Origin of the sequence: Mycolicibacterium confluentis (genome assembly GCF_010729895.1) — a bacterium.
Classification (GTDB): Bacteria; Actinomycetota; Actinomycetes; order Mycobacteriales; family Mycobacteriaceae; genus Mycobacterium; species Mycobacterium confluentis.
Genome location: NZ_AP022612.1, coordinates 2,528,979 through 2,551,852, shown reverse-complemented (window position 1 = coordinate 2,551,852; position 22,874 = coordinate 2,528,979). Strand labels below are relative to the sequence as shown.

The window sequence follows — 22,874 nt, the reverse complement described above, 5'->3', positions numbered from 1 at the left end:
GGGCTGACCCCAGCCTTTGGTGCAGGGTGAACCGAACTGCCGCACAGCCATGGGGTACGAATGGGGGGTGCCGACCGACTCCTCGCCGACCGTCCTGCTGCTGTCCACCTCTGACACTGACCTGATCACCGCCCGTGAGAGCGGGCGGAACTACAGGTGGGCCAATCCGAGCAGACTGCTGGAGTCCGACCTGGCCTCAGAACTCGCGGCACTGCTCGACGGCGTCGACGTCGCGGTGGTGCGCATCCTGGGCGGCTACCGCGCCTGGGAGGAGGGCATCGACGCGGTGGTGGCCAGCGGCGTGCCGACCGTGGTGATCAGCGGTGAGCAGGCGCCCGATGCCGACCTGATGGAACGCTCGACCGTGCCCGCGGGCATCGCGGTGCAGGCGCACCTCTATCTGGCCCAGGGCGGCGTGGACAACCTGGCCAACCTGCACGCGTTCCTGTCGGACACCGTGCTGATGACCGGCGTCGGTTTCGACCCGCCCGCCGAGATGCCCAGCTGGGGTGAGCTCGCCCGGCCGGCATCGGAATCGAACGGCCCCACCGTCGCGGTGCTCTATTACCGCGCCCAGCAGTTGGCCGGCAACACCGCCTACATCCACGCGCTGTGTGATGCGATCGAGAACGCCGGCGGCCGCCCGCTGCCGCTGTTCTGCGCGTCACTGCGCACCGCACCGGCCGAACTGCTCGAGCGCCTGCGCAGCGCCGACGCGATGGTCGTGACCGTGCTGGCCGCGGGCGGCGCGCGGCCCGCGACCGCCTCAGCCGGTGGTGACGACGACAGCTGGAACGTCGAACACCTTGCGGCCCTGGACATCCCGATCCTGCAGGGGCTGTGTCTGACGTCACCCCGTGCGCAGTGGGAGGCCAATGACGACGGGCTGAGCCCACTGGATGTCGCGACCCAGGTCGCCGTCCCCGAATTCGACGGCCGCATCGTGACGGTGCCGTTCTCGTTCAAGGAGATCGACCAGGAGGGATTGATCACCTACGCGGCCGACCCGGAGCGCTGCGCGCGCGTCGCGGGCCTGGCGGTGCGCCACGCCAGGCTGCGCCACGTCGCACCCGCCGACAAGCGGGTCGCCCTGATCTTCTCGGCATATCCGACCAAGCACGCCCGCATCGGCAACGCGGTGGGCCTGGACACCCCGGCCAGCGCGGTCGCCCTGCTGCGGGCGATGAGCGACGCGGGCTACGTCATCGGCGACGTCCCGGGCCTGGCGGCGGGGGACGGCGATGCGCTGGTCCACGCCCTGATCGAACGCGGCGGTCAGGACCCCGACTGGCTCACCGCCGAGCAGTTGGAGTCCAATCCCGTCCGGGTCTCGGCGTCCGAATACCGGGAGTGGTTCGCCACGCTGCCCGCCGAACTCTCCGACGCGGTGGTCGAGCACTGGGGCCCGCCGCCGGGTGAACTGTTCGTCGACCGCAGCAACGACCCGCAGGGCGAGATCGTGGTCGCGGCAATGCAGTTCGGCAACGTCGTGCTCATGGTGCAGCCACCCCGCGGGTTCGGCGAGAACCCGGTGGCGATCTACCACGATCCGGATCTGCCCCCCAGCCACCACTACCTGGCGGCCTACCGCTGGATCGACACGAAGTTCGGCGCCGACGCCGCGGTCCACATCGGCAAGCACGGCAACCTCGAATGGCTGCCCGGCAAGACCCTGGGGCTGTCGGCGGCCTGCGGCGCCGACGCGGCGCTGGGGGACCTGCCGTTGATCTATCCGTTCCTGGTCAACGATCCCGGCGAGGGCACACAGGCCAAGCGCCGGGCGCACGCGGTGCTGGTCGACCACCTCATCCCGCCGATGGCGCGCGCCGAAAGCTACGGCGACATCGCCCGATTGGAACAACTGCTCGACGAGCACTCGAACATCTCCGCACTCGACCCGGGCAAGCTGCCCGCCATCCGGCAGCAGATCTGGACGCTCATGCGCGCGGCGAAGATGGACCACGACCTCGGATTGGCCGACAGGCCCGACGAGGACTCGTTCGACGACATGCTTCTGCACGTCGACGGGTGGCTCTGCGAGATCAAGGATGTGCAGATTCGTGACGGCCTGCACATCCTGGGCCAGCGCCCCGAGGGTGAGGTGGAACTCGACCTCGTGCTCGCGATGCTGCGGGCCCGCCAACTGTTCGGCGGCGAGCAGTCCGTACCCGGGCTGCGGCAGGCCCTGGGCCTGGCCGAGGACGGTGAGGACTCCCGGATCTCGGTGGACGCCGCGGAGGCCAAGGCCCGCGAACTCGTTGCGGCCCTTCAGGCTTCGGGCTGGGACGCCGCGGTGGTGGACTCGCTGACCGACGACGCGGACGTCGCGGCTGTGCTGCGCTTCGCGGCCAACGAGGTGGTGCCCCGCCTCGCCGGCACCTCGTGTGAGATCGAGCAGGTGCTGCGGGCCCTCGACGGCCGGTTCATCGCCGCGGGACCGTCGGGTTCGCCGCTGCGCGGACTGGTCAACGTCTTGCCGACCGGACGCAACTTCTATTCGGTGGACCCCAAGGCGGTGCCGTCCCGGCTGGCCTGGGAAACCGGTGTGGCGATGGCTGATTCGCTGTTGAACCGTTACCGCGAGGATCACGGCCGGTGGCCGGAGTCGGTGGGCCTGTCGGTGTGGGGGACCTCGGCCATGCGCACGTCCGGTGACGACATCGCCGAGGTGCTGGCCCTGCTCGGCGTCCGCCCGGTGTGGGATGAGGCCTCGCGCCGGGTGGTGGACCTCGAGGCCATCACGCTGGCCGAACTGGGTCGGCCCCGCATCGACGTCACGGTGCGTATTTCGGGCTTCTTCCGGGACGCCTTCCCGCACGTGGTCACCATGCTCGACGACGCGGTCCAGTTGGTGGCTGCCCTCGACGAACCCGACGACCAGAACTTCGTCCGCGCGCATGCGAGCGCCGACCTGGCCGAGCACGGTGACAACCGGCGCGCGACGACCCGGATCTTCGGGTCCAAGCCGGGCACCTACGGTGCGGGCCTGCTGCAGTTGATCGACAGCCGCAACTGGCGCGACGACAACGATCTGGCGCAGGTGTACACCGCGTGGGGCGGGTTCGCCTACGGCCGCGACCTCGACGGCGCCCCGGCGACCGAGGACATGAACCGCGCCTACCGCCGGATCGTGGTGGCCGCCAAGAACACCGACACCCGCGAGCACGACATCGCCGACTCCGACGACTACTTCCAGTACCACGGCGGCATGGTCGCCACGGTGCGCGCGCTGACCGGGAAGGATCCCGCGGCCTACATCGGCGACAACACCCGTCCCGACGCGGTGCGCACACGGACCCTGTCGGAGGAGACCACCCGCGTCTTCCGCGCCCGGGTGGTCAACCCACGCTGGATCAACGCGATGCGCAGGCACGGCTACAAGGGTGCCTTCGAGATGGCCGCCACGGTCGACTACCTGTTCGGCTACGACGCGACGGCCCACGTGATGGCCGACTGGATGTACGAGCAGCTGACCTCCAGCTACGTCCTGGATCCGGAGAACCGCAAGTTCATGTCCGAATCCAATCCGTGGGCGCTGCACGGGATGGCCGAACGACTCCTGGAGGCCGTGCAGCGCGGCATGTGGGCGGAACCGGAACAGAACACGCTCGACGGCCTGAGGCAGGTGCTTCTCGAGACCGAGGGCGATCTCGAGGGCTGACCGCTAGGTTGGCAGACATGGCTCTGACCTTCACCGACATCGCCGGGTCCGAATACATCCTGCTGACCACGTTCACCAAGGACGGGCGGCCCAAACCCACGCCCATCTGGGCGGCGCCGGACGGTGATGGCTTGATCGTCATCACCGGCGCCGACTCCTGGAAGGTCAAACGCATCCGCAACACCCCACGGGTCACGATCGCGCGCTGCGATATGCGCGGCAACGTCAAGAGTGAGGCCGTGGAGGCCATCGCCAGCATCGACGCCGCCCGCGCCGGGGATGCCTACGACGCCATCGGCCGCCGGTACGGCCTGATGGGCAAGGCGTTCAATTTCTTCTCCAAACTGCGCGGCGGCATGAAGAAGAACGTGGCCCTGGTCATCAAGGCGGCGTGAGCCGTGGCGCCGACGTTCCGTGAGGTCGCGGGCGCGAAGTATCTGCTGCTGACCACGTTCACCAAGGACGGACGGCCCAAGCCGACCGCGGTCTGGGGTGTGCCGCGCGGCGACAAACTGCTGATCATCACCGATGACGGGTCGTGGAAGACCAAGCGGATCAACAACACACCGCGGGTGACCATCCAGAAGTCGACGGCGTTGGGGAAACCGAAGGGCGAACCCGTGGAGGCCGTCGCCCGCAACCTGCCCAAATCGGAGACCCGCCGCGTCTATGACCTGATCACCCGCCGGTACTGGTGGCACGCCTGGTGGTGGCTGCCGCACACCCTGGTCCGCGGTGGCGTCGACAAGGTGCACAGCGCCATCGAAGTGCAGCCCGCGTGAGGAACCTCCACACCGTCCGGTTCGTTGACCGACCATGGTGATGCGGCTGTTCCTTCTGTATGCGGTCGTCGAGATGGCGGTGATCGTCGCTCTGACGGCCACCATCGGCTTCGGCTGGACCGTGCTGGCGTTGATCGGCGCGTTCCTGCTGGGCTTGGCACTGGCGGGCTCGCAGCTGCGTCGCCAGATCGTCGCCCTGCAGCAGAGGCTGCGCGATCCGGCCGCTCAGGTGACCGACAGCGCCCTCGTCGGCCTCGGCTCGGTGCTGGTCGTCATCCCCGGCCTCGTGACCAGCCTCGCGGGGCTCCTCATGCTGGCCCCGCCGACGAGGTCACTGATGCGTCCGTTGGCCCGCGTGGTGGCCGCGCGCGCGATCTCACGAGGTGTTGTCTTCGTGCCGGCCAGGCCCGGCTACGCCAACGGCTTCGCCAACGGTGAGGTCATCGACGGCGAGGTCGTGGACGTTCACGACGGGCCGAAGACCAGCGGACCGGCCGGTCCGGCGATCACGCCGAAACCCGAATAACCACGGCCCCAGGTTCGCCAAGTACGTTCTTCTTCCGTGACCACGACGCTTCTGCTCGGTGGGCGGATCTACAGCCCCACCCATCCCGATGCGACCGCCCTTGCCGTCCGCGGCGACGTCGTCGCGTGGCTGGGCAGCGATGAAGTGGGCCGCGCCCAGTTCCCCGATGCCCGCGTGGTCGACCTGCGTGGCGCGTTCGTCGCGCCGGCCTTCGTCGACAGTCATGTGCACCTCACGGCCACGGGCCTGACGCTGGCGGGACTCGACCTGCGCGCCGCGACCTCCAAGGCGCACTGCCTGCGCCTGGTCTCGGAGTTCGCCGCGGCGCACCCGGACGGTGTGGTGTGGGGACACGGCTGGGATGACACGGCCTGGGCTGAGGGTGCCGCGCCCACGACCGCTGAACTCGACGCCGCGGTCGGCGCCCGCCCCGCCTACCTGAGCCGGGTCGACGTGCACTCCGCGCTGGCGTCGACTGCCCTGCGGGCCCGGGTTCCCGCGCTGGCCACCTCGGGCGGCTTCGACGCAGGCGGTCCGCTCTCGGCCGACGCCCATCACCTGGTGCGCGCCGAGGCCCGCGCGTTGCTGACCCCGGTGCAGCGGGACCGGGCCCTGCACACGGCCCTCGACGCGTTCGCCGCGGCGGGCGTGGTCGCCGTGCACGAATGCGCGGGACCGCAGATCGGCGGACTGCAGGACTGGCACGCCGTGCGCGACACCGCGCACGGCGTCGAGATCGCCGGCTACTGGGGTGAGGCGGTGACCACCGCGGCCGCGGCCCGGGACCTGATCGCCGCGACGGGCGCCCGCGGACTGGCCGGAGACCTGTTCGTCGACGGGGCCCTGGGATCCCGCACGGCATGGCTGCACGAGCCGTATGCCGACGGCGATGGCTGCGGTACATGCCATCTGGACCCCGAGGCCGTCTTCGCCCACCTGTCGGCATGCACCGAGGCGGGTGTGACGGCGGGGTACCACGTGATCGGCGATCGGGCGGTATCGACGGTCGTCGACGCGCTCGAACGGGTCGTGACCGACGTCGGCATCGCGGCCGTCGCCCGGTGCGGACATCGTCTCGAGCACCTCGAGATGGTTGACGCCGCACAGGCCGCCAAGCTCGGCTCGTGGGGCGTGATCGCCAGCATGCAGCCCGCGTTCGACGCGCTGTGGGGCGGCTCCGACGGCATGTACGCCCAGCGGCTGGGAATCGGTCGAGCCGGGGCGCTCAACCCCTTTGCGCTGTTAGCATCCCAAGGCGTGCCACTCGCCTTCGGCTCAGACGCGCCGGTGACCGAGATCGCCCCGTGGGCAGGAGTCCGCGCAGCGACCAGGCACCGCACCGACGGAAGTTCGATCTCCCCCCGCGCGGCCTTCTCGGCGGCCACGCGCGGGGCGTGGCGGGCCGCGGGTGTGCGCGACGGGCTGACCGGCACGTTGGCGCCCGGCGCACCGGCGTCCTACGCCGTGTGGGAGGCCGCCGACCTCGAGGTGGCGGCGCCCGCCGACGCCGTGCAGCGCTGGTCCACCGAACCCGGCTCCCGAGTGCCGCCGCTGCCCCGACTCGACGCCGACACCGCGCTTCCGCACTGCCGCGCGACGGTGCACCGCGGTGCGGTGATCCATGGGTCGATCGATGGCTGACCGTCCGCAGCGGGACGAGAAGCTCGCGGCCACCCAGGCCGAGACCACTGACATCATCCCGGCCGTGACCGATGAGGACGAGGATCTCCAGGACCTCGACGCGGACGCCTCTGGGCCCGATGAGGACTCCGCTCCAGACCCCGACGCGCCCTCGGTGTCGCTCGGTGACCGGATCACGCGGTGGGGACGCCGGACGGGGGACTGGTTCGTCCCGCGCTGGCCCCGCCTGCTGGCCTCGACCGTGGCGGGTGCCCTGCTGTGTGCGAGCTTCGCGCCGTTGTCGTGGTGGTGGGCGGCGGTGCTCGGGTTCGTGGCGCTGGCCTGGGTGCTGACCAGGCCCGCAACCACACTCGCGGGCGGGTTCGGATACGGATATCTGGCCGGACTTGTCTTCTACATTCCGCTGCTGCCGTGGATCAGCGGGCTCGTGGGTGCGTTCCCGTGGCTCGCGCTGGCCGCGGTGTGCGCGCTTTTCCCCGCCCTGTTCGGACTGCTGGCGGTGCTGGTGCGGACGCTGCCGGTGTGGCCCGTGTGGTTCGCACTCGTCTGGGGCGTCTCCGAATGGCTCAAGGCCACCATTCCCTTCGGTGGATTCCCCTGGGGCATCGTCGCTTTCGGTCAGACGACGGGCCCGTTCCTGCCGCTGGCGCAGTACGGCGGCGTGCCCCTGGTGTCGGTGGCCGTCGCGTTGGCGGGCTTCAGCCTGGCGGCCCTCGGGCAGGAGTTCGTCACGTGGTGGAACCGTGGAGCGCAGCGCGACATGGTGCCTCCCGCCGTGGTGGCCCCGGGGGTGTGCATCGTGATCGTGCTGTTGGCCACCGCGCTGGCGACGCCTGCGGTGCGGCAGTCCGGCGCGGGTTCGGGTGACGACCCGACCGTGACCGTCGCGGCGGTGCAGGGCAATGTGCCCCGTCTGGGTCTGGAGTTCAACGCACAGCGCCGCGCGGTGCTCGACAACCACGTCAACGAGACGCTGCGCCTGGCGCGTGACGTGCGCGAGGGCCGGGCGCCACAACCGCACTTCGTGATCTGGCCGGAGAACTCCTCGGACATCGATCCGCTCGCCAACGAGGACGCGCGGGCCCGCATCGACGTGGCCGCGCGGGCCATCGGCGTGCCAATCCTGGTCGGCGGGGTCGTCGTCCATCCCGACTGGACGCCGGAGAATCCGGCCGCCACCAACACCGTCATCGTGTGGGATCCGGTGCGCGGACCGGGGGAGCGGCACGACAAGCAGATCGTGCAACCGTTCGGCGAGTACCTGCCGTGGCGCGGGTTCTTCCGCCTGCTGTCGTCCTACGCCGACCGTGCCGGCTATTTCGTGCCGGGGACTGGTTCAGGGGTGGTGAACGCGGCGGGCGTGCCCGTGGGGGTGGCCACCTGCTGGGAGGTCATCTTCGACCGGGCCGTGCGACAGTCGGTGCGCAACGGCGCCCAGGTGATCGCCGTGCCCACCAACAACGCCACCTTCGACGCCACGATGAGTGCCCAGCAGTTGGCGTTCGCGCGCGCCCGTGCCGTCGAGCACGACCGTTACGTCATCGTCGCCGGGACCACCGGCATCAGTGCCGTCATCGCTCCCGACGGCCGCGAACTGGCGCGCACCGAGTTCTTCGAACCGGCGTATCTGGACACCCAGATCCGGCTCAAGAACTCTGCAACACCAGCCACCAGGTGGGGACCGGCAATCCAGTTCGTGCTGGTGGCAGCGGGTGCGATTGCGGCTCTGTCGATGCTGGTCCTACGGATCAGGCAGAATGGAGGGTTAATGCGTCCAGGGCGCCGACACCGGAATCAACCGACCGCAAAGAGCACTGGACCCACGACCGAACCCAAGGAGCCACATGACCAGTGAGCGCCCCAGCCAGCGCGCTCTGGTGATCATCCCCACCTACAACGAGATCGAAAACCTCCCGCTCATCCTGGGGCGGGTGCACGCGGCACTTCCCGACGTGCACGTCCTCGTTGTCGACGACGGCAGCCCGGATGGCACCGGAGAACTCGCCGACGACCTGTCGCTGGCGGATCCTGATCGCATCCACGTCATGCACCGCACGGCCAAGGACGGCCTCGGCGCGGCATACCTTGCGGGGTTCGCGTGGGGACTGGGCCGCGAGTACTCGGTCCTGGTCGAGATGGACGCCGACGGCAGCCATGCCCCCGAACAGCTGCATCGCCTGCTTGACGCGGTCGACGACGGGGCGGACCTGGCGATCGGCTCGCGCTATGTGGAGGGCGGCACGGTGCGCAACTGGCCGCTGCGCCGACTGATCCTGTCGAAGACCGCCAACACATACTCCCGCGTGCTGCTGGGCGTGGGCATCCACGACATCACGGCCGGCTACCGCGCCTATCGTCGTGAGGTGCTGGAGAAGATCGACCTGAGCGCGGTCGACTCCATGGGTTACTGCTTCCAGATCGATCTGACCTGGCGCGCCATCAACAACGGCTTCAAGGTCGTTGAAGTCCCGATCACCTTCACCGAGCGTGAACTCGGGGTGTCGAAGATGAGCGGGTCCAACATCCGCGAGGCGATGCTGAAGGTCGCCCAGTGGGGCATCGGCGGGCGCTTGGATCGCGCCCGCGGAGCCCAGTACCGGTAGCGGAAGGGGTCAGCTGCCCCGGCGCTTCGACTTGATGATGTCGAGGCGCTCCTTGAGCAGTTCCTCAAGCTCTTCGACCGAGCGACGCTCGAGCAGCATGTCCCAGTGGGTGCGGGGCGGCTTGACCTTCTTCGGCTCGGGCAGGTCACCCTCGAGCAGGGTGCCCTCCAGGCCGTTGCGGCACAGCCAGGTGCCGGGGATCTCGGCGTCGTCGGCGAACGGGACGTCGAACTCCTCGCCGTTCTCGGTCCGGTACCGCGCGATCTGACGCGGCGCCAGGTCGTGGTTGCGGTCCGTCTCGTAGCTCACGGCTCCGAGGCGACTACCCCTCAAGACACGATCAGCCATCGTCATCACTCCTCATCAGCGCAGAACTCCTGCGGATTATCAACGCAGCCGGGCCGGGTGAAGTTCCCGGCGCGATGCAGCCCGACTGTCAAGGATACCGGGAAACCCTCAATGCCCCCGCTAGAGTCGACTGCCATGGCACGTCGCGTCCGCCCCCAGCCCTGTCGCTGGTGTGGTCGTGACCTTGCGGCCGTGGACGTCGGGATGGGCCGACGTCGCCAGTACTGCCGCCAGTCGTGTCGGCAGCGCGCCTATGAGCAGCGCTCCCAGGTCAAGGGCACGGCCCTGCCCGCCGACGCTGTGGTGCTGTCCGCCGAGGAGGCCACTCAGCTGTCCGATCGGGTGTACCAGGTGCGCTGTGCGGCCGAAGACGTGGTCACGGCCGTTGAAGAGGGTGCTCAAGGGGACGAACTGCGCGAATTGTGCGACGCCCTGCTGTCGGCCGCCAAGGCCGCCGACGGCTGGCGCTGACCGCCGGTCAGCGGCACGAGTAGCGCGCCGCGGCGTCGGGCGGCGTGTCGTCCTTACGCAGGCATCCGAACGGTTCGACGCCGGTGTCGCTGATGCGCACCCCGGACTGATGGGCGAAGTTGATGCAGAACACGCCGGCCTGATCCGAACGGCACTGGTAGTCACCGAATTTCAGCGTGCTGCCGTAGGGCAGTTCCGCGCCCGTGCCCGCGCTGAACTGGCCCGGATCGGCGCGGCCCGCGCCCATCGTGACCTCCGTGCCGTCGAACTCGACCCAACCCGGGACCCATTCGCCGTAGACCTCGTCGGGCTGGGGCGGGGGATCCGCGAGCGTCACCAGGCAGGCCAGGGCGCCGTCGGACAGTTCGCCGGTCATGCACCTGGTCTTGCCCGACGGTGTGACGAACGCGACATACTCACCCAGCTGTGTGGTGACGTCGTCACGGGTTGCGGTGCGGAACTCCGCCTCATCGGCGGGTGCGCCGGCCCGCACCCAGGTGGTCACCGCCGAGATCGAGGCGCCGGCTTTCGGAGCCGCTGACGGAACCTTCGAGGTCGCCGAGGGTGTCGTCGCCGATGTCGACGACCGCGACGGCACGGGAGTGAGGCCCCGCGACGTCTCCTGACCGTCATCGTCGCCCGAGGAGCACCCCACCGCGGAGGCGGTCAGCAGCAACGTCAACGCCGTCAGAGCGAGAATTCGCATGACAGCCACGGTAGCCGCCGGCGACACGGTGGACGTGCAGGCGCATGCGCGCGCCGGGTTCGCTACCGTCAAGGAATGCACGAGCGCATCATCCGCGTGGCAACCACCGCTGGACTCGTCGAGGGCTTCACCCGAGACGGCGTGCACCGCTGGCGATCGATTCCGTACGCACAACCGCCGGTCGGCCCGCTGCGCTACCTCGCGCCGCAGCCCGCAGAACCGTGGCGCGGCGTGCGGTTCTGCCACTCGTTCGCCAACTGCGCCCCGCAGCAGCGCATGTACACCGCCACGGGCGTGGGCCGCTATCAGCCGATGAGCGAGGACTGCCTGACGCTGAATGTCGTCGCGCCCGAGGACGCGGACACCGAGGCGCTGCCCGTGATGGTCTTCATCCACGGCGGCGCCTACCTCCTGGGCAGCTCGGCCACCCCGATCTACGACGGCGCGGCGCTGGCGCGGCGCGGCTGCATTTACGTCTCGGTGAACTACCGGTTGGGCGCGTTGGGCTGTCTGGACCTGTCGTCGCTGGCCACCGAGGACCATCCGATCGAGTCGAACCTCTTCCTGCGCGACCTGGTGCTCGCGCTGCAGTGGGTGCGCGACAACATCTCCGCATTCGGTGGTGACCCCGAGAACGTCACGATCTTCGGCGAGAGCGCGGGCGCACAGGCCGTCATCACGCTGCTCGCCACCCCGTCCGCCAAAGGCCTTTTCGCCCAGGCGATCTCGGAGAGTCCGGCGGCCGGTATGACGAGCTCGACCGAAACCGCGGCGAAGTTCGCCGACCGGTTCGTGTCATTGCTCGGCGCCTCCCGCGCGGACGGGGCCGCGGCCGTGCGGGCCGCGCGGCCTCGTGATCTGGTCAACGCCCTGGACCGGCTGATCGAGAGCAACTCCTCGGACATGCTCGGCGCCTTCCCCGCCGGCCCCACCTACGGCGACGACGTGCTGCCGCTGGAACCGTTGGAGGCCATCCGCACGGGTGCCGCCGCGTCGGTGCCGTTGATCGTGGGCACCAATCGCGATGAGGGACGGCTCTTCACCCGTTTCCTCAAGCTGCTGCCGACCACCGAGCACGCGGTCGAGGCCGTGCTCGGCGGTGCCGGGGCGGCCACCCGGGACCGCATCATCGAGGCCTACCCGGACTACCCGGCCCGCAAGGCCTGCGTCCGGATCGGCGGCGACTTCGCCTTCGGGGCGGCGTCCTGGCAGGTCGCCGAGGCCCGCGCCGCCGTCGCACCGACCTACGTCTACCGCTACGACTACGCGCCGCGCCCACTGCACTGGTCGGGCTTGGGGGCCACCCATGCCACCGAACTGTTCGCAGTGTTCGACATCTACCGCACCAGATTCGGTGCCGCCCTGACGCTGGCCGGTGACCGCGCCGCCGCGCAGCGGGTCAGCAGGGACCTGCAGAGCAGGTGGCGCGCGTTCGCCCGCACAGGCGTTCCCGGCGATGGGTGGCCGGCCCACACGTTGGAGCGCCGGGCCGTCATGGTGTTCGACCGGCGCTCCCGCGTCGAGTTCGATCCACACCCGGAACGTCGTGCGGCCTGGAGCGGTTTCTCACTGGCCGAATAGGCCGCGCGTAATCCGCTGAATCCGGTCCCGTGACGTAATCCTCAAGAAGAGGATGTACGCATGAGCCAGCCCGCGAGCGCCTCGATCCGCCATCCCCTTGATCCCCTTTCGGCAGCGGAGTTCACGAACGTCACCGCGATCCTTCGGCGGGACCGCGGGGTCGGCGAGGGCTGGCGAATCAACTGCATCGAGATGGTCGAGCCCGCCAAGGCCGAGTTGGCCGCGTTCGAGGAGACCGGCACACAGCCCACCCGGCGGGCCGTCGTGCTGTGCCTGGACCGGGCGGCCAACGCCACCTACAAGAGTGTGGTGTCGTTGACCGACGACCGCATCGAGTCCTTCGAACACATTCCCGGTGTCCAGGCCAATTTCACGGTCGATGAGTTCGTCGAGTGCGACCAGATGCTGCGCGCCCACCCCGACGTCATCGCGGCGTTGGCCAAGCGCGGCATCACCGACATGGACCTGGTGTTCATGGACACCTGGACCTACGGCGAGGCCGTGGCGCCGCCCGAGTACCGGGACCGCCGCATCGGCTGGTCTGACACCTGGGTGAAGAAGGAACCGGGCGCCAATCCGTACGCCAACCCGGTCAGCGGACTGCACTGCGTGATCGATTTGAATTCGATGGAACTGCTGCGCATCGAGGACGACGGCGGAGTCCCGGCGCCGCAGGTCATGGGTGAGTACATTCCCGCCCGCATCCCCGAGCTCCTGCGAAGCAGGTGGCAACGCGATCCGATCAAACCGCTGGAGATCATCCAGCCCGAGGGACCGTCCTTCACAGTGGACGGCAACCTGCTGCGCTGGCAGAACTGGAGTGTGCGCGTCGGGTTCAACCACCGCGAAGGAATGACTCTGCACCAGCTGCGATACCGCGACGGTGATCGGGAACGCTCAGTGGCACACCGGCTCTCGTTCGCCGAAATGATGGTGCCCTACCGGGATCCTTCGACCGACCACTACCGCCGCACGGCCTTCGACATCGGCGAGTGGGGGCTGGGGTTCATGACCACCTCGCTGGAGTTGGGTTGCGACTGCCTCGGCGAAATCCGTTATCTCGATGCGACTCTGCACGACAGCAGGGGTGAGCCCTACGAGATCCGCAACGCCGTCTGCATCCACGAAGAGGACAACGCGGTGCTCTGGAAGCACGTCGACCACGACACTGGGGCTGAGGTCCGGCGCATGCGCCGGTTGACCATCTCCTGCCATGTCACCGTCGCCAACTACGAGTACCTGGTGTACTGGCGCCTCTATCAGGACGGCAACGTCGAGTGTGAGGTGCGCGCGACGGGCATCATGGTCACCACGCCGATCGCCGAGGGTGCCGCCCACCCCAACGGCACCCTGGTCGACGAGCGCACGTATGCCCCGTTCCACCAGCACTTCCTGGTGGCCCGCCTCGACCTCGACGTCGACGGCACCGACAACACGGTGTACATGACCGAATCGCACGCCGAACCCATGGGCCCAGACAACCCTTACGGGCTGTCGCTGGTACAGCGCAACATCCCGTTGCGCACCGAGAGGGACGGCATCCAGGACATGAACTTCGCGACGCAGCGGGCCTGGAAGGTGGTGAACACCAACGTGGTCAACGGACTCGGCACCCACCCGGCGTACAAGCTCGTGCCCGGCGGCGCCATCCCTGCGATGTTCCACGAGGACTCCCCGGTGTTCCAACGCGCGACCGTGGTCGGGCACACTCTCTGGGTCACCCCGAACCATCCCGACGAGCGTTGGCCGGCAGGCGAATTCGTCAACCAGTCCAGTGACGATCGCGGGATCGGCGCCTGGGTTCGGGGCAACAGGTCGATCCAGGACACCGACGTCGTGCTGTGGTACGTCTTCGGCATCCACCACATCACCCGTCCCGAGGAGTGGCCCATCATGTCGGTCGACGTGGTGTCCTTCTGGCTCAAGCCGTCGGGCTTCTTCGACCGCAACCCCGCGCTCGATGTGCCGCCGCCTCCCGTCACCCAGTGCGAGCACTCTTGACGCCTGTCTTAAGTTGATCGGGTGCCATTGCAAACTTCGCGTATCGAAACTCCCGGTGACCTCACGGCGGAATGGCTGACGGCCGCATTGGGGGCACCCGTCAGCGACTTCTCCTACGAGCGGATCGGCACGGGCCAGATGAGCGAGTGCTACCGCGTCTCGCTCACCTACCCCGAGGCGTCCGCCGGTCCGGCGTCGGTGGTGCTGAAAGTGGCCGCGGGCGATTCGACCAGCCGCCAGACAGGCCTGGCACTGGGGCTCTACGAGCGGGAGGTGCGTTTCTACACCGACATCGCGCCGCGGTTGGACGGTCCTGTCGCCGGCTGCCACCACGCCGCGATCGACACCGAGACCGGAGTGTTCGACCTGTTGCTCGACGACGCGGCGCCTGCCGAGGTGGGTGACGAGATCCGCGGAGCAACCGCCGAGCAGGCCCTGTTGGCCGTCACCGAACTGGGCCGCGTGCACGGTTCGGCGCACGTCAGCGGCGATCTGGCCGACGTCGCCTGGCTCGACCGAGCGGACCCGCCGGTCACCAGTGACCTGCTGACGGCCCTGTACGGGGCGTTCTCGGCCCGGTACGCGGACATCATGACCGAGGAGCAGCGCACAATCTGCGAGCGCCTGGTGGCGAACTTCGACGGGTGGTTGGCCACCGAGGCTGAGGGCCCGTTGGGACTCGTGCACGGCGACTACCGACTGGACAACATGCTCTTCGGTCAGGCCGGCGCGACGCGACCCCTGACGGTGGTGGACTGGCAGACCGTCACCCGCGGCGCGGCCTTCACCGACCTGGCCTATTTCCTGGGCTGCGCGCTGGACTCGGAGGTCCGTCGCGCCAACTTCGAGGCTCTGGTGCAGGCCTACCTGACGGGGTACGGCGCGGACACCGAACTCACCGCTGTGGACGTCCGGGAGGGAGTGCGCAGGGCGAGCTTCTTCGGGGTCATGATGGCCATCGTGTCGTCGATGCTGGTGGTGCAGACCGAGCGCGGTGACCAGATGTTCATGACCATGCTGACGCGGCACTGCGCCCAGGTCACCGACACCGACGCGCTGGCGGTGCTGCCCGCATGACGACCGAACCATTGCAGCCCAGTCCGTCCGATGAGGGACCGCACACGCCAGGCGCGGAACCGCTGTGGAATGAGAGCTGGTACTTCGACTTCGTCGATCCCGCACAGGAACTCGGTGGTTGGGTGCGGCTGGGGTTGTACCCCAACGAGAGCCGGGCGTGGGTCAACGTCCTGCTGTGCGGGCCCGGTATGCCGACCATCGCCCTCAACGACTTCGAGGTCGCCTCGCCCGCCGATCCGTTCGACGTCCGCACGGCCGGCCTCGTTCTCACCCAGGAGGTCACCGCGGCACTGCAGCGGTACCGCGTGACGGCCCGCGGCACCGCGCAGGCCCATGACGATCCGGCGGCGCTGCTGCGCGGTGAGTCCGGACGCGCGGTCGAGGTGTCGTTGGACCTGACCTGGGAGACGGTCGGGGTCCCGTACGCCTACCGGGTCGCGACCCGCTACGAGATTCCGTGCGTGGTGTCGGGGACCGTGATTGTCGACGGGGTCACCCACGAACTCAACGCCGTTGTGGGACAACGTGACCACTCCTGGGGTGTCCGCGACTGGTGGGGCATGGACTGGGTGTGGAACGCGATCCACCTCGACGACGGAACCCATCTGCACGGCGTCGACATCCGCATCCCCGACCTGCCGCCGATCGGAGTCGGGTACTCACAGCGGGCCGGTGAACCGCTCGTCGAATTGACCGGCGTCACCGCCGAGGCCAGCTTCGACGCGGACGATCTGCCCGTCACAACGACGCTGACGCTGCAACCCGGTGACATGGTGGCCACCGCGCAGATCGTCGGCCACGCGCCCGTGCGCCTGGTCGCCGACGACGGCCGGGTCGCGCAGTTCCCGAGGGCGTGGGCGAAAATCACCACGGCCGATGGTCGGAGCGGCATCGGCTGGCTGGAGTGGAACCGCAACCGCTAGCTCAGGTGCGCGCTGTCGTCGTCGAGTTCGTTGCGGCGCAAGCCCATCGGTGTCACAGCCGGCACGGCACCAGCTGCGACCACGAGGCGCGTCAGCGGGGTCAACGCACCGAACAGTGCCTCGATCTCGTCGTCGTCGAGTGCGTCGAGGGCCGTGAGGGCGGCTCTGTCGGTGGCCTCCTCGACCTCGGACTTGAGTTCGCGGCCCGCGTCGGAGAGTGAGCCATCGTCATCGAGCAGACCGCGGTCGCGCAGTCGCTCGGTGCAGGCCCGCCACTCGGCGTCGTTGTAGTCGCGGGTGCGCATGATGAAATCGACCGGCACCGTCCCGGCCGCGCAGTGCAGCACGTTGGACTCTCGGCCGCCGATGCCGGCGGCGACCAGGGCCGCGATGTGGCCGTCACCGCGGTGTTCGCGCAGCAGCGTGGTCGCGTGCCAGAGCGCCTCCAGCGGTGACTCGGGCCAGGGGAGTGCGGCGTTCGCGGCGAACAGCGCCCGTCCGTCGACAGGCGCGGTGCGGGCGGCCTTGCCGGTCAGTTCGGCCGCGGTGTCCAGGTTCTGGTGCTCGGCGAGACCGTATGTGCGCAGCGCTGCCACTGCGCCGGCCGACCTCGCCGCCAGAGCCTCGGCCGCCGTCGCCGCGGCCCGGCCTGCGGCCAGAGATTTGGCCACCCGTTCGGCCGAGAAGTTGTAGAACAGCGCGGTGACGACCGGTGCCGGAGCGGGGTCCAGGGGAGCGGCGCGGCCCGCGAAATACCCGGACCAGAATCCCTGGCACCCGAGCGCATCCATCGCGTTGCGACTCTCGGGGGCGAAGTAGGTGACGGCGTGGATCGGCTCGTAGCGGTCGAAAAGCCGCCGGGCAAGCTCAGGAGTGCGGTTCACCCATCGGAGTTAACCACCCGCGCCTGCGTCCTCGGCCACCGCCGCCGCGGCTTCGTCGATGATGGCACGCATCGCGGCCTCGGCCGCGGTTTCGTCGCGCAGCCTGATGGCGCGGGCCACCTCGTCGTGCAGCGCGACGGCGTCCGGGTTCGGGCGTTCGGGCATCATGTGGTGGTGCGTGCGTCCGGTGAGCACCTCGGCCACCACGTCGTTGAGGGCGCGGAACATCTCATTGCCGCTGGCCTGCAGTAGGGTGCGGTGGAACAGCTTGTCCGCCAACAGGTATGCCTCAAGGTCGCCAGAACGGCCGTGCATCACCATGTCGGACACCGCGGCGGCCATGGTGCGACACTGCTCCGGATCGGCCCGCCGCGCCGCCAGCGCCGCCGCCGCGGGCTCGAATCCCCGGCGCAGCTCCGACAGCGACGCCAACTGTGCGGCCCGGTCGCCAGCGTCCAGACGCCAGCGGATCACCTGGGGGTCGAAGACGTTCCACCGTTCGGCGGGTTGGATCGTGATGCCGACCCGGCGCCGTGAGGCGACCATGCGCATCGATTCCAGCACCCTGATCGCCTCGCGCGCGACGCTGCGAGAGACGCGATGTTCGGCTGACACACCGTCGAGGGTGAGCACATGGCCTGCGGGGAGGCGCCCCGACACGATGCCGGTTCCCAGAGCATCGAGGAGGTTGCTGTGCAGCTCCCCGACGAACGGTGCGTCTCCCACGCACACATGCTGTCATAGGATGCATTGCCGGTTTAAAGGCAGATTTATTCGTTATCTGCTTGCAATCATCAGACGATTAATGCATCCTGTGTGAGGTCGAACACAGTGTGCAGGGCGGAGCAGTATCGGATGGGGGAAATGGGCACACCGATTGTCGTGATGGGCGTATCCGGCTCCGGAAAGTCCACGGTCGGGGCGGCGCTTGCGCAGCGGTTACGCGTTCCATTCGCTGACGCCGACGACTTCCACCCAGCCGCCAACATCGAGAAGATGTCGACGGGGCACCCCCTCAACGATGACGATCGCCGGCCGTGGCTCGAGCGCATCGGGGAGTGGTTGAGCGAGCATTCCGACGGTGGCGTGATGAGCTGCTCGGCACTCAAGCACGCCTACCGCGACCAGTTGCGTCAGCACAATCCGGACACGTGCTTCCTGCATCTGGTCGGCACGCCCGAGGTGATCGGGCGCCGCCAGGCCAGTCGTCCCGGCCATTTCATGCCTGCCTCGCTGTTGCAATCGCAGTTCGACACCCTCGAGCCACTCGGAGACGACGAGCGGGGACTGGCCATCGACGTCGACCAGAGCATCGACGCAATCATCGACGAGTTCGTCACCCGATCCGGACAGGAGCAGCCATGACCACCCCCACCCTGCTGGCGGACGCGCCCTCGCTCACCGAACCGGTGGCGTCGGGCCTGCAGCTGATCCTGGCCTTCCTGGCCGGCATCGCGGTCATCGTCGTGCTCATCACCGTGGTGAAACTGCACCCGTTCCTGTCGCTGATCTTCGGCGGCCTGACCGTCGGCCTGGTGGCGGGCGAAGGCCTGACCACGGTGCTCAAGTCGTTCACGGACGGATTCGGTTCCACGGCAGCCGGAGTCGGCATCCTCATCGCGCTGGGTGCCATGTTCGCCAAACTGCTCGCGGACTCCGGCGGTGCCGACGAGATCGTCGACACCATCGTCGGTCACGCCTCGCCGCGCTCGCTGCCATGGGCCATGGCGTTGGTGGGTGCCATCATCGGCTTGCCGATGTTCTTCGAGATCGGCCTCGTGCTGCTGATGCCCGTGATCTATCTGGTGGCCCGGCGGTCCGGGCTGTCACTGATCACCGTCGGAATCCCCGCGCTCGCGGGCCTTTCGGCGATGCACGGCTTCGTGCCGCCGCACCCCGGCCCACTGACCGCCGTCGGGCTTCTCAACGCCGACCTCGGCGTGACGCTGGCACTCGGCGTGCTGGTGGCGATCCCGACGATCGTGGTGGCCGGGCCGTTGTTCGGCAAGCTCGCGGGGCGCTGGGTCGTGGTCGGGGCGCCCGACACCTTCGACGCGGATCGGTTCGCCGACGGTGAGAATCTCCGTCGCCCGTCATTCAGCATCACGCTCTTCTCGGTGCTGCTGCCCGTCGTGCTGATGATGGGCAAGGCGCTGGTCGACATCTTCATCGAGGACGAATCGAACCTGGTGCGTCAGATCTTCGACAGCCTCGGCACACCGGTGATCGCCCTGCTGCTCGCCGTGATCGTCGGACTGTTCACACTGGGTCGCGGCGCAGGGATGACGCGTGAGCAGATCACCAAGGCCGTCGAGTCGGGGTTGCCGCCCATCGCCGGCATCATCCTGATCGTCGCGGCCGGTGGCGGGTTCAAGCAGGTGCTGGTCGACACGGGCATCGGCACGATGCTGGCGCGCTGGGCCGAGCAGGTCAACATCTCGGTGCTGATCCTGGCCTGGGTGCTGGCGGTGGTGATCCGCCTGGCCACCGGATCGGCCACGGTCGCCACGATCACCGCGTCGTCGCTGATCCTGGGCCTGGTCGAGGGCATGGACACCGGGCAGGTGTCCCTGGTCGTACTTGCCGTCGGCGCGGGTTCGCTGTTCTTCTCTCACGTCAACGACGCGGGATTCTGGTTGGTGAATCAGTACTTCCGGCTCACCGTGGGCCAGACGATCAAGACCTGGTCGATCATGGAGACCATCCTGTCCGTCGCCGGACTCGCGGTCGTGCTGCTGCTCGACCTCATCATCTGAGCTCGCGCGGGATCAGACTTTGACGACCTGAGTTCCGCCCGCGAGTTCGTCGTGCTTGCCCTGTTTGGTCGGACTGCTGTTGATGGTCACCGCGATCACGATGTACGCGACAGGCGCGAGAATCCAGCCCAGGCACGGAATCAACGCCAGCAGAGTGAACAGGTTGCGCACGGCCGACTGTCGAAGGTCCGGCTTCGGGGTGCCGCCGACACCGCGCACCTCGAGGCCGAGCAGTTTTTTGGCGGGCGTCCAGCCCTTCCAGGTCTCGAAGCCGACGAAGTAGGCGAACATCAGCACACCCGAGAACAGGCCAGCCGTCAGGGTGTAGCTCGGCACGCCGAGCACGGTGTCGCTGCCGAAGCCGAACAGCGACGTCAGGATGCTGGCCAGGAATCCGACGACGATGCCGTCGAGCAGGCGTGCCAGGAAACGGATTCCCAGCGTGCCGGGTTGGCCCGCGGGCGGACCGCCGTAGCCGGGAGGCTGCTGATACGGATCGAAGTCACCGGTGGACATGTCGCGTAATGTACCGCGCCCACCGGCGGTGCGGGTGCTGTCAGTGCAGCGTCTTGGCCTGCTTGCGGGCCTTCTTACGGGCCTTGCGGGCGCTCTTGGCGAGTTCCTCGCTCTGGTCGCGGGCCGCCTCCGCCAGTTCCGCGCTGCGCTCACGCGCCAGTTCTGCCAACTCGGCACTGCGCTCGCGGGCGATCTCGGCCAGTTCGGCGCTGCGGTCGCGGGCGGCCTCCAGCAGTGGCGCTCCGCGCTCGGCGGCCACCGCCGCCAGTTCGGCGCTGCGGTCGCGGGCGGCCTCCAGCAGTGGCGCACCGCGCTCGGCGGCCACCGCCGCCAGTTCGGCGCTGCGATCGCGGGCGGCCTCCAGCAGCGGTGCTCCGCGCTCGGCGGCCACCGCCGCCAGTTCCCGTCCGCGGTCGGCGCCGACATGCAGACCGTCCTGGAGACGATGCCCCAACCGGTCGGCCAGATCCGAGTCCGTCGACGACGGCAGAACTCCGGCGACGCTCTCGGACAGCTTGGCGGCCGCCTGACGGCCCCGCCACCCCAGCGAGGGTTTGCCCGCGGTGTCGGCCGCGGCGATCGTCAGGCCGCCCAGCAGGCTCAGGTCGGTCAGGAACTCCCGTCGCTTCTGCGCTTTGAGTTCCGGGTCGACCTCGGCCCAGAACATGTGCGAGCCCAGGTTCGCCGGAATCACGGTCGCGGCCAACGCGGCCGACGCGAACCGGGGCACCCTGCCACTGGCCAGCAGCACACCGCCGCCGATCTGCACCAGTGCGGTGATCTTGGCGAAGGTCTCGGCGTTGGACGGGACCTTGGAGCCGACGGGATCAGGCAGCTTCTGCAGGCCCTCCAGTGCGGGACGGGCGGCGTCGGCGGCCGGTTTCGGACTTCTCAGGGACTCGATGCCCTGGCCGATGAACGCTGCGGACAGGAGGGGACGCGCAATTCTGCGGAGCAACATGGTCGCGGTGTTCCCCGTGCCACCCGCCGACAAACCTGCAAGAACCGGGTGAACGTGTGCCCGCACAACCCAATGAGCTGAAGCCCGTCAGGTGAGCAGTGACCTGGCCGAACGTTCCAGAAGTTCGGCGATCTCCTGATAGGAGGCGTACCCCATTCCGGCGCGCACCAGGGCCCCCGCATACAGCAGTTCCAGCGACTGGACCGTGCTGGGATCGGCGTCGGGACCAAGCGCGGCCGTCAGGCGGGCGTTGATCTCGAGTCCGATCTTGAGCCGCAGGTAGTCGACGTCGGGATCCCTGCCCAGCAGTGCGCTGGTCACCGCACCGGCCAGTTCATGTTGGTCGGCCAGGAGCAGCGCGATGTGGTGCAGGACCGCGACCGCGCGGGTGGCCGGATCGGGCGAATCATTCGGAGGCGCTGGGGTGGTGGCCAGGCGCCGCCAGAACACCTCGGCCACCAGATGTTCCTTGGACGAGAAGTAGGTGTAGGCGGTCGCGGCGCCGACGCCGGCCTCGGCGGCGACCATGCGAATGGTGAGGCCGGCGAAACCCTCTCGGCTGAGCACCTCCACCGCGGAACGTCCGAGACGGTCGACGGTGTCGGCCTGCTTCGCTGACAATCGACGGCGAGTAGCCTCCCGAGTCACCGGTTCGGACACATGTCCGGACGCTACTACAGCGCAATGGGGTGGGCAAGGATATGCCCTGGTTGGCGGGCCGGCAAGCCGGTGTAGGTTGCGTGCATGACCGATACCGACGTTGCCGCCGCAGGGATCCCGGAGACCGTACAGCGCCTCTTCGCACTGGCCGAGCGCGTAACCGGGTTCATGCCGGAGGACGAGGGACGTGCGCTGTATGAGGCGGCGCGGGGCCATCTGGCGGGCGGGGCCGGCGTCGAGATCGGCACCTACTGCGGCAAATCCACCATGCTGCTGGGCGCGGCAGCGCTCGAGACCAACAGCGTGCTCTACACCGTCGACCATCACCACGGTTCGGAGGAGCACCAGGTGGGCTGGGAGTACCACGACACCTCGATGGTGGATCCGGCCACCGGGTTGTTCGACACCCTGCCGACCTTCCGGCACAACCTGGACGCGGCCAGCCTGCCGGACAATGTCGTTGCCGTGGTGGGGAAGTCGCCGGTGGTGGCCAAGCACTGGCGTACCCCGCTGGAGTTCCTGTTCATCGACGGTGGGCACACCGAGGCCGCGGCTCATCGCGACTTCGAGGGCTGGGCCCAGTGGGTGCAGCGTGGCGGCGCACTGGTGATCCACGACGTGTTCCCGAATCCGGCCGACGGCGGCCAGGCGCCCTATCAGATCTACTGCCGTGCCCTGGAAAGCGGTCAGTTCCAGGAGGTTTCGGCGACGGGCACATTGCGGGTGCTGGAGCGCACCGCCGGGGAACCGGGTCAGCCGGTCGACTGACCCAAGGGT

General features: G+C 68.8%; 20 protein-coding genes and 1 pseudogene. 14 read left to right on the top strand and 7 right to left on the bottom strand.

All coding sequences use genetic code 11. The features are described 5' to 3' along the window. Positions 1 to 49 precede the first annotated feature (49 nt). From cobN to G6N34_RS11815, 7 genes are read left to right on the top strand one after another with little or no spacing between them, the layout of a single operon-like run. Complete coding sequence (cobN, locus tag G6N34_RS11845; RefSeq protein WP_085151120.1) at positions 50 to 3,661, top strand: cobaltochelatase subunit CobN; 3,612 nt, start codon at positions 50 to 52, stop codon at positions 3,659 to 3,661. Positions 3,662 to 3,678: 17 nt separating this feature from the next. After that, positions 3,679 to 4,056: a PPOX class F420-dependent oxidoreductase gene (locus G6N34_RS11840; protein WP_085151119.1), complete on the top strand. Its 378-nt coding sequence runs from the start codon at positions 3,679 to 3,681 to the stop codon at positions 4,054 to 4,056. A gap of 3 nt (positions 4,057 to 4,059) precedes the next feature. After that, complete coding sequence (locus G6N34_RS11835) at positions 4,060 to 4,443, top strand: PPOX class F420-dependent oxidoreductase (RefSeq protein ID WP_085151118.1); 384 nt, start codon at positions 4,060 to 4,062, stop codon at positions 4,441 to 4,443. Between the two features lie 34 nt (positions 4,444 to 4,477). Next, a complete protein-coding gene (locus tag G6N34_RS11830) occupies positions 4,478 to 4,969 on the top strand; it encodes an FxsA family protein (RefSeq protein WP_085151117.1) in 492 nt (163 codons plus the stop codon). A gap of 36 nt (positions 4,970 to 5,005) precedes the next feature. Beyond that, a complete protein-coding gene (locus G6N34_RS11825) occupies positions 5,006 to 6,610 on the top strand; it encodes an amidohydrolase (protein ID WP_085151116.1) in 1,605 nt (534 codons plus the stop codon). After that, a complete protein-coding gene (gene lnt / locus G6N34_RS11820) occupies positions 6,603 to 8,465 on the top strand; it encodes an apolipoprotein N-acyltransferase (protein ID WP_085151115.1) in 1,863 nt (620 codons plus the stop codon). The genes G6N34_RS11825 and lnt overlap by 8 nt, the downstream gene beginning before the upstream one ends. Further along, positions 8,455 to 9,213 carry a polyprenol monophosphomannose synthase gene (locus G6N34_RS11815; RefSeq protein WP_085151114.1) on the top strand — a complete coding sequence of 253 codons (759 nt, stop codon included), beginning with the start codon at positions 8,455 to 8,457 and terminating at the stop codon, positions 9,211 to 9,213. The genes lnt and G6N34_RS11815 overlap by 11 nt, the downstream gene beginning before the upstream one ends. A 9-nt stretch (positions 9,214 to 9,222) precedes the next feature. On the opposite strand, the gene G6N34_RS11810 is transcribed toward G6N34_RS11815, so the two are convergent. Further along, positions 9,223 to 9,561: an RNA polymerase-binding protein RbpA gene (locus tag G6N34_RS11810; RefSeq protein WP_085151232.1), complete on the bottom strand. Its 339-nt coding sequence runs from the start codon at positions 9,559 to 9,561 to the stop codon at positions 9,223 to 9,225. Between the two features lie 135 nt (positions 9,562 to 9,696). Here G6N34_RS11810 and G6N34_RS11805 point away from each other — a divergent pair, with 135 nt between their 5' ends. Beyond that, positions 9,697 to 10,032: a hypothetical protein gene (locus tag G6N34_RS11805; RefSeq protein ID WP_109788405.1), complete on the top strand. Its 336-nt coding sequence runs from the start codon at positions 9,697 to 9,699 to the stop codon at positions 10,030 to 10,032. A 7-nt stretch (positions 10,033 to 10,039) separates the two neighbouring features. On the opposite strand, the gene G6N34_RS11800 is transcribed toward G6N34_RS11805, so the two are convergent. Beyond that, entirely contained in the window at positions 10,040 to 10,738 is a 699-nt protein-coding gene (locus G6N34_RS11800; RefSeq protein WP_085151112.1) for a hypothetical protein, read from the bottom strand. Positions 10,739 to 10,813: 75 nt separating this feature from the next. On the opposite strand from G6N34_RS11800, the gene G6N34_RS11795 reads away from it, so the two are divergent. The 3 genes and pseudogenes from G6N34_RS11795 (at position 10,814) to G6N34_RS11785 (ending at position 16,320) form a co-directional block, all read left to right on the top strand. Beyond that, the gene (locus G6N34_RS11795) at positions 10,814 to 12,319 is read left to right on the top strand and encodes a carboxylesterase/lipase family protein (protein ID WP_085151111.1); all 1,506 of its coding nucleotides are present in this window, start codon (positions 10,814 to 10,816) and stop codon (positions 12,317 to 12,319) included. Between the two features lie 60 nt (positions 12,320 to 12,379). Beyond that, positions 12,380 to 14,320 carry a primary-amine oxidase gene (locus tag G6N34_RS11790; RefSeq protein ID WP_085151110.1) on the top strand — a complete coding sequence of 647 codons (1,941 nt, stop codon included), beginning with the start codon at positions 12,380 to 12,382 and terminating at the stop codon, positions 14,318 to 14,320. 21 nt (positions 14,321 to 14,341) lie between these two features. After that, positions 14,342 to 16,320, top strand: a pseudogene (locus G6N34_RS11785) (DUF7064 domain-containing protein). Here G6N34_RS11785 and G6N34_RS11780 read toward each other — a convergent pair. Continuing rightward, the gene (locus G6N34_RS11780) at positions 16,317 to 17,204 is read right to left on the bottom strand and encodes an SCO6745 family protein (protein ID WP_085151109.1); all 888 of its coding nucleotides are present in this window, start codon (positions 17,202 to 17,204) and stop codon (positions 16,317 to 16,319) included. The pseudogene G6N34_RS11785 and the gene G6N34_RS11780 sit on opposite strands and share 4 nt — an antisense overlap. 9 nt (positions 17,205 to 17,213) lie before the next feature. Continuing rightward, positions 17,214 to 17,930 (bottom strand): FadR/GntR family transcriptional regulator, encoded by a 717-nt coding sequence (locus tag G6N34_RS11775; RefSeq protein ID WP_109788404.1) that lies wholly within the window; start codon positions 17,928 to 17,930, stop codon positions 17,214 to 17,216. A 138-nt stretch (positions 17,931 to 18,068) separates the two neighbouring features. On the opposite strand from G6N34_RS11775, the gene G6N34_RS11770 reads away from it, so the two are divergent. Then, positions 18,069 to 18,569 carry a gluconokinase gene (locus G6N34_RS11770; protein WP_085151230.1) on the top strand — a complete coding sequence of 167 codons (501 nt, stop codon included), beginning with the start codon at positions 18,069 to 18,071 and terminating at the stop codon, positions 18,567 to 18,569. Beyond that, a complete protein-coding gene (locus tag G6N34_RS11765) occupies positions 18,566 to 19,960 on the top strand; it encodes a GntP family permease (protein WP_085151108.1) in 1,395 nt (464 codons plus the stop codon). Before G6N34_RS11770 ends, G6N34_RS11765 begins: the two co-directional genes overlap by 4 nt. Positions 19,961 to 19,972: 12 nt before the next feature. On the opposite strand, the gene G6N34_RS11760 is transcribed toward G6N34_RS11765, so the two are convergent. The 3 genes from G6N34_RS11760 to G6N34_RS11750 form a co-directional block, all read right to left on the bottom strand. Beyond that, entirely contained in the window at positions 19,973 to 20,476 is a 504-nt protein-coding gene (locus tag G6N34_RS11760; protein ID WP_085151107.1) for an RDD family protein, read from the bottom strand. A 40-nt stretch (positions 20,477 to 20,516) separates the two neighbouring features. Next, a complete protein-coding gene (locus tag G6N34_RS11755; RefSeq protein WP_085151106.1) occupies positions 20,517 to 21,437 on the bottom strand; it encodes a DoxX family protein in 921 nt (306 codons plus the stop codon). Between the two features lie 87 nt (positions 21,438 to 21,524). After that, on the bottom strand, positions 21,525 to 22,097 hold the full coding sequence (locus G6N34_RS11750) for a TetR family transcriptional regulator (RefSeq protein ID WP_085151105.1): 573 nt from the start codon (positions 22,095 to 22,097) through the stop codon (positions 21,525 to 21,527). An 84-nt stretch (positions 22,098 to 22,181) separates the two neighbouring features. Here G6N34_RS11750 and G6N34_RS11745 point away from each other — a divergent pair, with 84 nt between their 5' ends. Continuing rightward, entirely contained in the window at positions 22,182 to 22,865 is a 684-nt protein-coding gene (locus tag G6N34_RS11745; protein WP_085151104.1) for a class I SAM-dependent methyltransferase, read from the top strand. Positions 22,866 to 22,874: the final 9 nt, after the last annotated feature.